Here is a 14,757-nt window from a genome sequence, read left to right as displayed (position 1 = left end):
TTTGATTTTTCTAGAATTCAACCTTCCGGGCCGCCTCCAGGGTGCGTTCAAAATCCTGCTCGGAGTGGGCGAACGATGTGAAGGCGCACTCGAATCCTGAAGGTGCAAGATAAATGCCCTGTGCCCGCATCTGCTGGTAAAAAGACACGAAAGCCTTGCTGTCGGCCGTCTGCGCCGAGGGGAAGTCGACGACCGGAGTCTTGGTGAAGAAGAGTGTGAAAATGGAAGCGATGTGGTTACGGGTCACGGGCACGCCCTTGCCGCGCAAAATGTTCTCAAGTTCCCCGGAGAACGCATCGGTGCGGGCGGCGAGAGCCGGGTAATCCTGCTTGGCCAGCGCCTTCAGGGTAGCAAGGCCCGCGGCCATGGCCAGGGGATTTCCCGAGAGCGTTCCGGCCTGATAGACGTTGCCGCTGGGTGCGATGTGGCTCATGATCTCTCGTTTTCCGCCGTAGGCTCCAACCGGCAGGCCGCCTCCGATGATCTTGCCGAGGCACGTCAGGTCCGGGTCGATGCCGAAGGCCGCCTGGGCTCCGCCGAAGCTGACCCGAAATCCGGTGATGACTTCATCGAAAATGAGCAATGCCCCATGCTTGCGGGTCAACTCGCGCAGGCCCTCCAGGAATCCGGGCTTCGGCAGGACCAGGCCCATGTTGCCGGCCACCGGTTCGACGATGACGGCCGCGATGTCGTCTCCCTGCCGTTCAAACAGGGTCCGCACGGCGTCCAAATCATTATAGTGGGCCAGCAGCGTGTGCTTGACCACGTCGGCTGGCACGCCGGGGGTGCCGGGGATGGACTGGGTGGCGACGCCGGAACCGGCGCTGGCCAGAAATGCGTCGGCGTGGCCATGATAGCCGCCGTGAAATTTTATCACACCGTTTTTGCCCGTGTAGCCTCTGGCCAATCGCAGGGCGCTCATGGTCGCCTCGGTCCCGGAACTGACCATGCGCACCATGTCGATGCCAGGGACCGCGTCCACCACGGCCTGGGCCAGTTCGACCTCAAGCCTGCAGGGCGCTCCGAAGCTTGTGCCTCTGGTGGCCGTCTCGGCGATGGCCGCCGCCACTTGGGGGTGGTTGTGGCCGAGCAGCATGGGCCCCCAGGACATGACGTAGTCGATGAATTCGTCACCGTCTTCGGTCGTGAGCTTGCTGCCGCCAGCCGAGGCGACGAAGAGCGGATCGCAGTGCACGCTCTTGCAGGCCCGCACGGGGCTGTTGACACCGCCCGGGATGAGGGTTCCAGCCTTCTGGAAAAGTTCCTGTGATATGGTCATGTCATCCCTCCGTGAATGCGCTAGAAATATTCCATTGATGTCTTTTTCAGCTCTTTTATGCTGAAAAGCATTTCGTACTGGGTCACCCCGGTCTGCTCCATGAGCGCCTGCACGACCTGCATGCAGTCCTCGCGGCTTTTGCCGTGGATCATGGTGTACATGTCGTAGGGCCAGTCCATGCAGTTGGGGCGCAGATAGCAGTGAGAAATTTCGGGGCGTGTGGCCATGATGCGTCCGACCTCGTCGGGGTCGAACCCCTCTTCGATGTACCAGGCCACCATGGCGTTGAAGCCGTAGCCCGCCTGCTGATGGCGCAGCGTTGCACCGAAGCGGCGAATCTGGCCGCCTTTTTTGAGTTTTTTGAGCAGCGCGAGGACTTCCTCTTCCGTACTGCCGGTCTGACGGGCAATGTCCGCGTAGGGGGTGGCGCTGTCGGGCAGGGTGTCCTGGACGATGCGCAGTATGTCGTGTTCGCTTTGGGTAAAATCCACTTTTTCTCCTGAGGGAGCCCGAAACTCCGGGTTTGTTTCGCGTCGGTCCTTACCTGTTTCGCCATATGCTGGCAATAGCGCCCTTTACAGAACGCGGAGCATCTTCGATAGTAAGCGGGCTTGCCCAAAGATCCGCATGGAGGTTTTTTCGTGAAGATTTCGATACTTGGAGCCGGGAGCTGGGGTACGGCCCTGGCCAATTTGCTGGCCTGCAAGGGCGAAGAGGCCTGGCTTTGGGCCCGGCGGACGGAGATCGCCGAGGACGTGAACGAGCGGTCCGCCAACAGCCGCTATCTGCCTGGTCTGCCACTTAGCCCGAGCTTGCGGGCGGATACGGATCTGGCCCGGGTGCTGGCCGGGGCCGCCTGCGTCGTGCTTGCCGTGCCGTGCCAGAATCTGGCCCTTTTTCTGCGCGAACATCGCGGCCTTTTTCCGACGCGGACCGGGATCGTCTGCGCGAGCAAGGGCGTGGAGCTGGGCACGTTCCGGACCATGGGCCAGGTGGTGCGCGACGAACTGTCCGGCCTTGAGCCTCGCTACGCGGTGCTCTCGGGGCCGTCCTTTGCCTCGGAGGTGGTGGCGAACATGCCCACGGCCGTGGCTCTGGGCTGCGCCGATCCGGCGCTGGCCGATCTGGTGCAGGGGCTTTTTTCCACGGAGAGCTTTCGCGTCTACGTCAACAATGATGTCACGGGCGTGGAGCTGGGCGGGGCGGTCAAGAACATCATGGCCATAGCTTCGGGCATTTCCGACGGCCTGGGGTTTGGAGAGAACGCCCGCGCGGCGCTGATCACCCGCGGACTGTCCGAAATGTCGCGCCTGGGCGCGGCCATGGGCGCGCGTCCGGCCACGTTCATGGGCCTGTCCGGCATGGGCGACCTGGTTCTGACCTGTACCGGGGATTTGAGCCGCAATCGGCAGGTGGGGCTGGCCATCGGCCGAGGGCAGACCCTGGAGGAAGTCCTGGCGGGGATGCACAATGTGGCCGAAGGGGTGAAAACGACCCAGGCCGTGCACGCGCTGGGCGTGAATAAGGGCATCGATTTACCCATCACCGGCCAGGTTCACGCCGTCCTTTTCGAGAACAAGAATCCCGCCGAGGCGGTGCGTGAACTCATGACTCGGCCCTTGCGGGAGGAATGAGTCAGCCTGTGAACGTGACCCAGATCGTGCGCGTTCTGGGTCCGTCGAATTCCCCCAGGAAGATGCGTTGCCATGTCCCGAGCATGAGCCGCCCTTCGTGTACGATGACCTGCACGGATGATCCGAAGAGCGTCGCCTTGATGTGCGCGTCCGAATTGCCCTCGGCGTGGCGAAAGCCTGCATGCTGGGGGATCATGCTCCGCAGGTGGGCCAGGATGTCCCGGCAGACGTCGGGATCGGCCCCTTCGTTGATGGTCAGTCCCGTGGTCGTGTGCGGCGTGTAGACCGTCATCAGCCCTGAAACGGTTTCCCGGCTTTTCAGAAGCTCTTCCAGACGCGCGGTGATGTCGATCATGGCCTCTTTGGCACTTGTCTTGATCTGAATGGAATGCATGGCTAGCCTCGATATTCAAGCGTCAGGGCATTGCCCTTGGTGTTGTAGCGGGCGGCCTTGGCATAATTGCGGAAAATCTCGTGCCCGCGCCCGCTGACGTCGTCGGCCTGGCTGCGGGCCTGCATGTGCCTGTCCCAGGCAAATCCGGGGCCTTCGTCCATGATTTGCAGATCAAAGCCGTCTGCGCGGGCCAGCAGCCGAAACATCACCGTCTTGGTGCGATCCAGGTTGTTGCCGTGGATCATGGCGTTGTTGAGCGCCTCGCGCGCCAGGAGCGAGAGGGGGAAGAGATGCTCGCTTGCGTTTCTTTCCTCCAGGAAAATGCGGATCTGATCCACGCAGCGGTCCACGTTTTCAAGGATGGTGTCCATTTCAAGGGCGAATCCCTGAGCAAGGGGCGTCAGTTCAAACATGTCAGACCTCCAGGCCAAGGAAGATGGTGTCATCCTCACGCGCTGCCCCAGGCTCGGCCAGCGTTTCGTGGATTGCATTCACGGCCTGCGCCAGGGGCAGATTCCGGTGCGCTTCGCAGACCGCTTTGAGCCGGGCCTGTCCTTCCTCGCGCGTCATCTTCTTGTCTCCGAAACCTTCTATGAGACCGTCGGTGTACATGAACAGCCGGTCGCCGGGTTGCACCGAAAGCTCCAGCGCTTCGAACCAGACGGAATCGAAGACGCCCAGAATGTCTCCGGAAGGTTGCGGGATTTCCGCGCCGCCTCCCGCCCTGAGAAGGACAGGCGCGGGGTGCCCCGCGTTGACGTAGGTCAGGGTCCGCCGCTCGCGGTTCAGCCGGGCGAATCCGGCCGTGATGTGGGTGCCGCCGGTCAGGATGCGGCAGAGGACGCTGTTGATCATGGTCAGGCTCTCCGTCGGGGAGGTGACCAGATTGCAGTTCTGGCTGAGCAGGGCTTTCAAGGCCGAGGTGATGTAGGATGTGCCGAGGTCGTGTCCGCTGACATCGGCCACGACATAGTCGAAGGTCGTGCCGCCGACATGCAGCACGTCATAGAAATCTCCGCCCGCCTCAAGGACCGGCTCGAAGCGGACCGCGAATCCCGCCTCGGGCAGTTCGGCGGGCAGGACCAGGAGGGCCTGCTGCGCGTCCTGGACCTGGGCCAGCCTTTGGGCCTGGGCTTCGATGAGGGCGCGGTAGGTGAAGCGCAGCTTCAGGTGTACCTTGACCCTGGCCAGAACCTCGGCCTTCTCGAAAGGCTTGGAGATGAAATCGACTCCGCCAACTTCCAGCCCCCGGACCTTGCTTGAAGTGTCTGTCAGGGCGGAGATGAAGATGATCGGGATTTCGGAGGTCAGCGATTGCTGCTTGAGCAGTTCGCACGTTATGTATCCGTCTTCGCCGGGCATCAGCACGTCGAGCAGGATGAGGTCGGGGATGTGCTCGGCGGCCAGGGCCCTGGCAGCGGGGCCGCTGGTGCAGGACAGGGTGCGGTATCCGTTTTTTTTGAGCACGATATCAAGAAGCTTGATGTTGAGCGGCTCGTCATCGACGATGAGAATGCAGGGTGTGGTGTCTTTCACTGGCGCGCCGTGTTGCAGAGGTGGTGGATGCCTTTGGGGATAGCTGAAATCGGGGGGAATGCAAAGGTTCGGCCCCGGCTTTGCCCTGTCGGCCTGCGTCAATCCTGACTTGCGATTATTATTATGGATATGCAACGGGGTGGATCGGCCTTTGCGTTCTTGAGCGCGGGGCGTTGGCCGGCATGCGATGGCGAGGGTTTTCGGGAGAAGTTTCAAAAAAAATGCGCAACATGCAAAAGAGATATTGACAGAAGTCAAAAAGCGAAGATATATGCGGCTCTCCATTTAGGTGCGTAGCTCAGTGGGAGAGCACTTGCTTGACGTGCAAGGGGTCAGGAGTTCGACCCTCCTCGCGCCTACCAAAAAAGAACTCATAGGGAGGCACAGCCTCCCTATCGTGTTTGTGAGGCAGGGCATTATGGTTCAGATACAAGGTCAGGACGTCGAGGTTCAGGCTGGTCAGACATGCGCGGATGTGTTGCGCACGGTCCTTTCCGGCAAGAAGATGAAAGCAGCGGTGGCCTGTGCCTGCGACGGCGCGCTGCTCGACCTGGCTCGCCCGGTGCCTGCCGGAACCGCCGTCATGGAGCCCGTGTTCACGGACTCCGCCCAGGGCCTGACCGTCCTGCGTCATAGCGCCGCCCATGTCATGGCCGAAGCTGTCAAGGAGCTGTTCCCCTCCGCCAAGGTGACCATCGGTCCCGATGTCGAGAACGGCTTCTACTACGATTTCGATTTCGAGCGCCCGTTCACTCCCGAAGATCTGGAAAAGATCGAGGAGCGCATGGCGCAATCCGTGGCCGCGAACCAGCCCTTCACCCGCGAGGAGATGAGCGCTGCCGAGGCCAAGGAGCTTTTTGCCTCCATGGGCGAAACATACAAGCTTGAAATCATCGATGACCTTGGCGCCGATGAGGTGTCCATCTACCGCCACGGCAATTTCGTGGATCTCTGCCGCGGACCGCACCTGCCGTCCACCGGCTTTTTGCAGGCCGTGAAGCTGACCTCCGTTGCCGGAGCCTACTGGCGCGGGGATTCAAACCGTCCCATGCTGCAGCGCATCTACGGGACAGCGTTTGCCACCCCCAAGGATCTCAAAGCCCATCTGGCCATGATCGAAGAGGCCAAAAAGCGCGACCACCGCAAGCTCGGCCCCCAGCTTGACCTGTTCAGCTTCCACGAACGCGGCGGCGCGGGCATGGCGTACTGGCATCCCAAGGGCGGCCTGCTACGGACCATCCTTGAAGATTTCGTGAACAAGGAAATGATCCGTCGCGGCTACGGCATCGTGCGCACCCCCCAAATTTTGAAGCGCGACCTGTGGGAGACCTCCGGACACTACGCCAACTACCGTGAAAACATGTATTTCACGGAGATCGACGAGGTGCCTTACGGGGTCAAGCCCATGAACTGCGTGGCGCACATGCTCATCTACAACACCACCCAGCGCAGCTATCGCGATCTGCCTGTCCGCCTGTTCGAATTCGGTGTCGTGCACCGGCACGAGCTGTCCGGCGTTCTGCATGGCCTGATGCGCGTGCGCCAGTTCACCCAGGACGATGCGCACATCATCTGCCGTCCGGACCAGCTCCTGGACGAGATCAAGGGCGTCATGACCTGGATTCAGGATCTCATGGGAGTCTTTGGTTTCGAATATTCCATGGAGATCAGCACCCGGCCCGAGAAGTCCATCGGCTCCGACGAAGACTGGGAGCGCGCCACCGCCGCCCTCATGGACGCCATGGGTCAGATGGAGCTGCCGTATACGATCAACGAGGGCGACGGCGCCTTCTACGGTCCCAAGATCGACGTGAAGCTGCGTGACTGCCTCGGCAGGCAGTGGCAGTGTTCGACCATCCAGGTCGATTTCACCTTGCCGGATCGTTTTGACTTGTTATACGTGGGCGAGGATGGCGAGCGGCACCGGCCTGTCATGGTGCATCGCGCCATCATGGGCTCTGTTGAGCGTTTTATCGGCATCCTGACCGAACATTTCGCCGGAGCTTTTCCGGCATGGCTTGCTCCTGTCCAGGCCCGTATTTTGACAGTGACCGACAACCACAATGAATTCGCCCGCGATTGCCAGGCCGCGTTGCAGCGGGCGGGAGTGCGTGTGGAACTCGATCTGCGCAACGAGAAGCTGGGATACAAGGTGCGCGAGGCGCAGATGGAAAAGGTTCCGTACGCGCTGGTCATCGGGGATCAGGAAGTCGAGCAGGCCTGCGTCAACGTGCGCATGCTGGGCGGCAACAATCTGGGCGCCATGCCTATTGATACGTTTGTCGACCTTTTGCGGCAGGAATGCGAAAAACCATTTAAACATGGAGGAATGAGATATTCTTTCAGCTGCTAAGGCCCGCCGGAACAAGCAAATCAGGGCCAAGGAAATCCGGGTTGTTGGAGATGATGGGAATCAGCTGGGTATCATGACCGTGCCCGAGGCCTTGGAACAGGCCGAGGGAAAGGGACTTGACCTGGTTGAAGTGGCGCCCAACGCCAAGCCGCCGGTCTGTAAAATTATGGACTACGGCAAGTACCTCTACGAGGAAAAGAAAAAGTCACAGGAAGCCAAGAAGCGTCAGACCCAGATTCAGGTCAAGGAAATCAAGTTCCGTCCGCATACCGACGATCATGACTTGATGACCAAGATCAAGCATATCCGCAGGTTCATAGAGGACGGAGACCGCTGCAAGGTGACAGTGTTTTTCCGAGGCCGCGAAATGGCGCACAAGGATCGAGGGCAGGTCATTCTGGACCGGATCGTGGAGATGGTTTCCGACGTGGCCAAGGTCGAGCAGACCTCCCGAGTCGAAGGCCGGACCATGTTTCTCCTGCTGGCAGGGCTTCCCAAAAAATAAGCTAGCTCCCTCTGCCGCCTTTTTAAGAAAAATTTCCCGCCACATTGGCGGGAGGGAGCAGTATTGCCGGTCGCTCACGCGACCATTCAAGTCTGTTTGAGGAGGAACTATGTCAAAGGTGAAAACCAACAGAAGTGCGGCCAAGCGTTTTCGGGTCACGGGCACAGGCAAGGTAAAAAGAAGCCACGCCAACATGCGCCACATCCTGACCAAGAAATCCGCGAAGCGTAAAAGACAGCTGCGTCAGTCCACCATGACTGCCCAGTCCTGTGTCGGCGCGATTCGTCGTATGGTACCGTACATTTTCTAGTTCCGGCATTGTGCCGGGACGGAACGACTCAGCGCATAGTCATTTCCCACTATGCCTGATTGCGAAAGGAGAAGATCATGAGAGTAAAAAGAGGAAAGACAGCCCACAGAAGGCACAAGAAGTACTTGGCCCTTGCCAAGGGCTATCGCGGAGCGCGCAGCAAGCTGTACCGCACCGCCCGAGAAACCGTTGAGCGCGCCTTGTGCTTCGCCTACCGCGACAGAAAGCAGAAGAAGCGTGCCTTTCGGAGACTGTGGATCGTGCGCATCAACGCCGGCGTGCGTGAATACGGCCTGACCTACAACCGTTTCATGCATGGTTTGAAGCTCGCCGAAATCAATCTTAACCGGAAGGCCCTGGCCGACATGGCTGTCTATGAAAAAGACGCCTTTGCCGCGCTGTGCCAAATGGTAAAATCCAAGGCGAACTAGTGGCTAACGATATTATTCGCAAGCTTGAAAGCCTGGTCCCGGAGCTCAATGAAGCCCTGGGCCAGGCTTCTTCATTGGAAGAGTTGGAGGAACTGCGTGTCCGTTTTCTCGGGCGCAAGGGACTCCTGGCCGATCTGATGTCCGGTTTGACCGCGCTGGGCCCCGAAGAGCGCCCGGCCGCGGGCAAGGCCGCCAATCAGGTCAAGGTCGCCATGACGACCCTGTGGGAAGAGCAGGTCGACGCCCTGAAGTCGCGTGCGCGCGAGCAGGCCCTGGGCGCGTTTGACGCCTCGGTGCCGTCCTGGCAGCCCGATCTTGGCTCGCTGCATCCGGTGACCCTGGTCACCCGCGAAATCTGCGCGGTGTTCACGAGCCTCGGGTTTGAGGTCGTGTCCGGACCGGAAGTGGAGAACGACTTCAACAATTTCGAAGCGCTCAACCTTCCTCCCGAGCATCCCGCCCGCGACATGCAGGATACCCTCTACATTTCGGATTCGATCCTGCTGCGTACCCACACCTCGCCGTTGCAGGTGCGGACCATGCTGGCACGCAAGCCGCCGCTCGGCGTCATCGCGCCGGGCAAGGTCTATCGCCGGGACTCGGACATCACCCACACCCCGATGTTTCATCAGGTCGAAGGGCTGCTCGTGGACACCCACGTGACCATGGCCGACCTGCGCGGCATTCTGACCGCCTTTGTGCAGAACGTGTTCGGTCACGACACCAGGGTCCGCTTTCGTCCGAGCTTTTTTCCCTTTACCGAGCCCAGCGCCGAGGTGGATATCAGCTGCGTGATCTGCGGCGGAAAGGGCAAGGTGAACGGCGAGCCGTGCCGCGTGTGCAAGGAAACGGGCTGGGTGGAGATTCTCGGATGCGGCATGGTCGATCCGGCCGTGTTCCACAAAGTCGGTTACGATCCGGAAATCTACACGGGCTTCGCTTTCGGTCTGGGTGTCGAACGCATCGCCATGCTCAAATACGGCATCGGCGATCTGCGCATGTTTTTCGAGAACGATCTGCGGTTCCTCCGGCAATTCGCCTGAGCGGACATAAGGTTTTGCCATGCTGTTAAGCTTGAACTGGTTGCGGGAATTCGTGCCCTACGAAGGGGACGTCAAGGCGTTGGGTGACAGGTTGACCATGCTCGGTCTGGAGGTGGAGGAGATCGCGAATCCCTTTGCCGCGCTGGAGAAGATCGTGGTCGGGCATGTTCTTGAAAGGGCTCCGCATCCGTCTTCGGACCATCTTTCGGTCTGCAAAGTGGACATCGGCACGGGCGAGATCCTCGACATCGTCTGTGGCGCCCCCAACGTCGCCACCGGCCAGAAGGTGCCTGTCGCCCCGGTGGGCACGACCATGCCCGGCGGACTGGTCATCAAGAAGGCAAAACTGCGTGGGCATCCGTCCTGCGGCATGATCTGTTCCGAGCGTGAACTGAACCTGGGCGAAGGCCACGAAGGCATCATGGTCCTTGATCAGGACCTCGTTCCGGGCACGCCGATCTGCGAGGCCCTGGGCCTGGACCAGGTCGTGCTGGACGTGAGCATCACCCCCAACCGCGCGGACTGCCTGTCCGTGCTCGGCCTGGCCCGGGAAGTGTCGGCAGCCTTCGGCTTGCCCCTGACGATTCCGCAGGCTGATCTGGTCGAGAGCGGGGAGCCCTTCGAGGGTTTCGCCATCGAGCCGGACGCCGACCTGTGCCCGCTCTATCAGGCGCGGCTTATCCGGAACATAAAGATAGCTCCCAGCCCCGACTGGCTCAGATACCGCCTCCTGGCCGTGGGCCTGCGTCCGATCAACAACATCGTCGACGTAACCAACTACGTGATGATGGAGTGCGGGCAGCCCCTGCACGCCTTTGACCGGGATCTCTTGCGCGGAAACCGCATCCGGGTGGAACGCGCCCAAGAGGGCATGACCCTGACCACCCTCGATGGCCAGAACAGAATTTTGACGGAAAAAGACGTGCTCATCTGGGATGACGAGCAGCCTGTCGCCCTGGCCGGCGTCATGGGCGGCGCCAATTCCGAGATCGGCGACACGAGCACCACGGTGCTGCTGGAAAGCGCGGTCTTTGATCCGGCGTCCATCCGCAAGACGGCCCGCCGTCTTGGACTTTCCAGCGACGCCTCCTACCGCTTCGAGCGCGGTGTCGATCAGATCGGGAACACGCACGCCATGAACCGGGCCGCGAGCCTCATGGCCGCCGTGTCCGGCGGCACGGTCGCTCCCGGGGTGGCCAAGGCCGAGCCCCGTCCGTTCTCGCCCAGGATCATTTCCTTCACTCCGGCCAAGGCTACGAGGCTTCTGGGCGTCGAAATGTCTCCCGAATTCTGCCGCGAGACCCTGACCCGCCTGGGATGTAGCGTTGTTGACGGCGAATCCTGGCAGGTCACGGCGCCGTCCTTCAGACTGGACCTTGAGCGCGAAGTCGATCTCATCGAAGAGGTTGCGCGGGTGTATGGGATGGACCGCATCGAGGCGGTGCTGCCCACGGTCAAGAAGAGCCTGGCCGATCTGGACAAGGCCGACCCCACTTTTGCGTTTCTGAGCCAGGTCAAGGACTGGGGACGTGGCGCGGGCCTCTCGGAAGTCGTGAATTACAGTTTTGTCGGCACCGCGGATCTGGACCGTTGCGGACTGCCCCTTGAAGGCCGGGTGAATATTTTCAACCCCCTGAGCGAGGAAATGAACGTCCTGCGTACAGAGCTGGCCCCGGGGCTGCTGGGCTCGCTGCGCCAGAACATGAGTCAGGACAACACCCGCATCCGCATCTTCGAGGTCGCGCATTCCTTCGTGCAGGACCCTGGCAGCGACACCTTGACCCGGGAAAACAACCGTCTTGGCATTCTGCTGCACGGCGGCCGTTTTCCCGCCCGCTATCCTTACCCCGAGGGCCGCTTCGGATATGCCGACATCAAGGGCTTGGTGGAGCATCTGTTGCTGACGCTGGGCGTCGGCGCCGCAAGCTTTGAACGCGGCGGTGAGCATGCGTATCTGGCTCCCGAGATTTTGGTGCGGGCTGGAGAAACGGTCGTGGGCCGGGTCGGCATGATCCGCGAGGATCTGGCCGACGCCTATCAGGCGCGTGGCGAGGTCTGGTACGCGGATCTCGATCTTGATCTGCTCATGGGCATGCGTCTGAACGTTGTGTTCAAGGCGATCCCCAAATTTCCGGTGGTTCGCCGGGACATGACCCTGGTCGCGCCCGAGAGCCTTGCAATCGGTGCGGTAGTTGATACGGTCAGGGCATTGCAGGAACCGTTGCTTACGGATGTCTTTCTGGTCGATGTCTACGCTCCGGAAGGGAGTACGGAGCGCAATCTGACCTACCGGTTTGTGTTCCGTCACGCAGAACGCACCCTGAAAGACAAGGAAGTGGAAAAAATCAATCTTCGCATTGGTCAGCATCTGGTCGAGAGGTTGCCTGTCCGTTTCTCCTGACAGGCTTCGCGGGCCAGGAGGGAACGTGCTCAAACCCGTTACGCCCGACACCGAAAAACGCTTGCGCATCGGACAGGTTGCCCGGCGGCTTGGCGTGGAGCCCTATGTATTGCGTTTTTGGGAAGAGGAGTTCCCCCAGCTGACCGCTGCCCGGACTTCCAAGGGGCAGCGCTACTACACCGAGGAGCATGTCCGCGTTCTGGAGCGGATTCGCCATCTTCTGTATGTTGAGAAACTGACCATCAAGGGCGCACGCCAAAAACTCGAAGGCGCGGAGTCCATCCGCGCTCCGCTGGATGCGATTCGGCGAGAGTTGGAAGAGATTCACCGCCTGCTGACCAAAAATCCCTGACTCGCCTAGAGATCGGGGTTTTTTTGTGCATGGTCGGCCCTGCCATATATCTTTACATGGCGAATTCGAGACCGTAGCATTTTTGTGTTGTCGGTTTTTCGAAAAACCAAAAAATGTCCTCAAGGAAGGCCATGCTGAAAGTTTACGCCGACAAAAATGGTAAAGCCGTATTCCATTGTCCCCACTGCGGCTTCGTCACCAATTTTGACGCCTCGGCGTATCGGGACCGCGACAGCCGCATCAGGATCAAATGCCGCTGCGGCGAAAGCATGACCATGCTGGTTGAGTTCAGGGAATACTATCGCAGATCCGTGTCCCTGGCGGGCAGGTGCACCGTGCATAGGACCAGAGAGGAACTGGAGATCAAGGTGCGCGATCTGTCCATGAGCGGATTGTCCTTTTCCATTGAATCGCCAATGGTAGAGGAGTCGACAGTTCTGCAGATCGGCGACGTGGTGACGGTGCGGTTTCGTCTCGATTCTCCGCCGGAAAATCTGATCCAGCGGATGGCCTTGGTCCGCAATATCCGTAGCGGTACCATCGGCGCCAAGTTTGCCAGGAGCGAATATGACAAGGAACTCGGTTTTTACCTTCTGCATTGATCCTGTCTGGAGGGGTGCATGAACAGGGATCTTGACAACGGTAACGGCAACGGAACCGAAGAGGCCATGAATCCCATCGTCAGGCTTCTGATCCGTGAAGGCCATCTGTCCGTCGAGCAGGCGCAATATGCGCGGAGGGTCACGTCCAAGCTGCACATGAGCAAGCCACTGACCGACGTCGTGCGGGAGCTCGGTTACGTCACGGACGAGACGATCCGCCAGACAGTTCGGCGCAATCAGGGCGAATTGCGCATCGGCGATCTGCTGAACGGCTTGGGCTATCTGACCGACGAGGAGCTCAACCGCGCTCTCGATTTGCAGTTGCAGGGCGGGCGGCAGCAGAAGCTGGGCGACATCCTCATCCAGCACAAATTTCTGGCGGACGAGAAGCTGACGGAAATACTGGCCATGCAGCTCGGCTTGCCGATCCTGGAGCTTGCGGCCAAGGATCCGGATCCGGGGCTGATGGCTCGCGGGCCCGTGGAATACTACGAGCAATACCGCTTTGTGCCCTTCGACATGCAGCCCGACGGTTCGGTGCGCGTCGCCTTCGCCGATCCCCTCGATCCTCGCAGCCTGGACGCGGCGCGGGATTATTTCGGCAAGAACATTGTCGTCTGCATCACCCGGGTCAGCCAGCTCGACGACGTGCTGACCAAGCGCAAGGAAGAGTTGCGCATCGGAAACGGGGCGGACCTGAACCGTCTGAACATCGTCGAGATCGCCAACTCCATCGTGCTGGCCGCGTTCAAACGGGGGGCCAGCGACATTCATGTCGAGCCCATGGCCGACCGCTTGCGGGTCCGTTTCCGCGAAGATGGCGTCATGGTCCATTTCCGCGATTATCCCATCGGTGCCGTGGCTCCGCTGGTCAGCCGTTTCAAGATCATGTGCGGTGCGGACATCGCGGAAAAGAGGCGGCATCAGGACGGGCGACTCATTTTCAATCACATGGGCGTGCAGATCGATCTGCGCATGTCCTTTTATGTCACGGTGTACGGCGAACAGATCGTCATGCGCCTGTTGAAGAATCAGGAAGAGCTTTTGCCCATGCACGAACTTGGGATGCTCCCGGGCATGCTCAGCCGGTTCATGGAAGAAGCCCTGGACGCGCCCTCCGGGGTGATCATGGTCACCGGGCCCACGGGGTCCGGCAAATCGACCACGGTCTACAGCTGCATCAACTATCTGAACCGGCCCGAAGTGAGCATCATCACGGCCGAGGACCCGGTCGAATACAAGGTTCGCGGCATCGGGCAATGTTCCATCATGCCCTCCATAGGCCTGACTTTCGAGGAGACCCTGAAGCACATCGTCCGTCAGGACCCGGACATCGTGGTCATCGGCGAGGTGCGCGACCATTTTTCGGCGGAGATGTGCATCCAGACCGCCCTGACCGGGCACAAGGTTTTGACGACCTTTCACACCGAGGACAGCATCGGCGCCCTGGTCCGTCTTCTGGACATGAACATCGAACCGTTTCTGGTCTCCTCGACTCTGTCCTGCATCCTCTCGCAGCGCCTGGTGCGGCGGGTCTGCCCGCACTGCGCGGTTCCCTATCAGCCCGACCTCAGCCAGCTGAGACGCATGGGTTGCACTTACGGGGATCTGGCCGGAGCGGAATTCCGCAAGGGCCGGGGGTGCGCCATCTGCAGGCACAGCGGCTACAAGGGCCGTCTGGCCGTATACGAGATGCTCATCCCGGAAGTTTTTATCCGGGACGCCGTATTGCAGCGCAAGACCACCCACGATCTGCGCGTTATCAGTGTCGAGAAGGCCGGCATGATTTCCCTGATGGAAGACGGCATCACCAAGGCGGCCATTGGCATGACCACGGTGGAAGAGGTCCTGCGGACCTTGCCCAGAGTCCAAAAACCCAGGCCTCTGGCCGATTTGCGAAGGATACTCGGAGTCTAG

15 protein-coding genes and 1 tRNA gene are annotated in these 14,757 nt (G+C 60.3%); 11 read left to right on the top strand and 5 right to left on the bottom strand.

The window, feature by feature from the left end; all coding sequences use genetic code 11:
- Positions 1-10 precede the first annotated feature (10 nt).
- Entirely contained in the window at positions 11-1,279 is a 1,269-nt protein-coding gene (hemL, locus tag BMZ24_RS04245) for a glutamate-1-semialdehyde 2,1-aminomutase (protein ID WP_092189642.1), read from the bottom strand.
- Between the two features lie 20 nt (positions 1,280-1,299).
- Positions 1,300-1,770: a siroheme decarboxylase subunit beta gene (gene ahbB / locus BMZ24_RS04240; RefSeq protein WP_092189640.1), complete on the bottom strand. Its 471-nt coding sequence runs from the start codon at positions 1,768-1,770 to the stop codon at positions 1,300-1,302.
- A 150-nt stretch (positions 1,771-1,920) separates the two neighbouring features.
- Between ahbB and BMZ24_RS04235 the strand changes: the two genes are divergently transcribed.
- Positions 1,921-2,913, top strand: coding sequence for an NAD(P)H-dependent glycerol-3-phosphate dehydrogenase (locus BMZ24_RS04235; RefSeq protein WP_092189638.1), 993 nt, complete (start codon positions 1,921-1,923; stop codon positions 2,911-2,913).
- 1 nt (position 2,914) lies between these two features.
- Here the strand turns inward: BMZ24_RS04235 and BMZ24_RS04230 are convergent, their stop codons facing one another.
- The 3 genes from BMZ24_RS04230 to BMZ24_RS04220 are packed head-to-tail and all read right to left on the bottom strand — an operon-like array spanning position 2,915 to position 4,843.
- A complete protein-coding gene (locus BMZ24_RS04230; protein WP_092189636.1) occupies positions 2,915-3,307 on the bottom strand; it encodes a secondary thiamine-phosphate synthase enzyme YjbQ in 393 nt (130 codons plus the stop codon).
- A gap of 2 nt (positions 3,308-3,309) precedes the next feature.
- Complete coding sequence (locus BMZ24_RS04225) at positions 3,310-3,720, bottom strand: ATP-binding protein (RefSeq protein WP_161949033.1); 411 nt, start codon at positions 3,718-3,720, stop codon at positions 3,310-3,312.
- Position 3,721: 1 nt separating this feature from the next.
- The gene (locus BMZ24_RS04220; protein ID WP_244150281.1) at positions 3,722-4,843 is read right to left on the bottom strand and encodes a PP2C family protein-serine/threonine phosphatase; all 1,122 of its coding nucleotides are present in this window, start codon (positions 4,841-4,843) and stop codon (positions 3,722-3,724) included.
- A 287-nt stretch (positions 4,844-5,130) separates the two neighbouring features.
- Here BMZ24_RS04220 and BMZ24_RS04215 point away from each other — a divergent pair.
- From BMZ24_RS04215 to BMZ24_RS04170, 10 genes are all read left to right on the top strand, one after another.
- Positions 5,131-5,205 (top strand) — tRNA-Val (locus BMZ24_RS04215).
- Positions 5,206-5,258: 53 nt separating this feature from the next.
- On the top strand, positions 5,259-7,196 hold the full coding sequence (thrS, locus tag BMZ24_RS04210; RefSeq protein WP_161949052.1) for a threonine--tRNA ligase: 1,938 nt from the start codon (positions 5,259-5,261) through the stop codon (positions 7,194-7,196).
- Positions 7,180-7,701 (top strand): translation initiation factor IF-3, encoded by a 522-nt coding sequence (gene infC, locus BMZ24_RS04205; RefSeq protein WP_092189630.1) that lies wholly within the window; start codon positions 7,180-7,182, stop codon positions 7,699-7,701. Before thrS ends, infC begins: the two co-directional genes overlap by 17 nt.
- 109 nt (positions 7,702-7,810) lie before the next feature.
- Positions 7,811-8,011, top strand: a complete 201-nt coding sequence (rpmI, locus tag BMZ24_RS04200) for a 50S ribosomal protein L35 (RefSeq protein ID WP_015775159.1) — start codon at positions 7,811-7,813, stop codon at positions 8,009-8,011.
- A gap of 77 nt (positions 8,012-8,088) precedes the next feature.
- Entirely contained in the window at positions 8,089-8,442 is a 354-nt protein-coding gene (rplT, locus tag BMZ24_RS04195; protein ID WP_015775158.1) for a 50S ribosomal protein L20, read from the top strand.
- Positions 8,442-9,485 (top strand): phenylalanine--tRNA ligase subunit alpha, encoded by a 1,044-nt coding sequence (gene pheS, locus BMZ24_RS04190; protein WP_092189628.1) that lies wholly within the window; start codon positions 8,442-8,444, stop codon positions 9,483-9,485. Before rplT ends, pheS begins: the two co-directional genes overlap by 1 nt.
- A 19-nt stretch (positions 9,486-9,504) precedes the next feature.
- Positions 9,505-11,886: a phenylalanine--tRNA ligase subunit beta gene (gene pheT / locus BMZ24_RS04185; RefSeq protein WP_092189626.1), complete on the top strand. Its 2,382-nt coding sequence runs from the start codon at positions 9,505-9,507 to the stop codon at positions 11,884-11,886.
- 25 nt (positions 11,887-11,911) lie between these two features.
- A complete protein-coding gene (locus tag BMZ24_RS04180; RefSeq protein WP_092189624.1) occupies positions 11,912-12,238 on the top strand; it encodes a MerR family transcriptional regulator in 327 nt (108 codons plus the stop codon).
- Positions 12,239-12,369: 131 nt separating this feature from the next.
- A complete protein-coding gene (locus tag BMZ24_RS04175) occupies positions 12,370-12,840 on the top strand; it encodes a PilZ domain-containing protein (protein ID WP_161949032.1) in 471 nt (156 codons plus the stop codon).
- An 18-nt stretch (positions 12,841-12,858) separates the two neighbouring features.
- Entirely contained in the window at positions 12,859-14,757 is a 1,899-nt protein-coding gene (locus BMZ24_RS04170; RefSeq protein WP_092189620.1) for a GspE/PulE family protein, read from the top strand.

This window comes from Desulfomicrobium norvegicum, assembly GCF_900114595.1.
Taxonomy (GTDB): domain Bacteria; phylum Desulfobacterota; class Desulfovibrionia; order Desulfovibrionales; family Desulfomicrobiaceae; genus Desulfomicrobium; species Desulfomicrobium macestii.
This window is presented reverse-complemented; position numbering and strand designations above follow the sequence as displayed.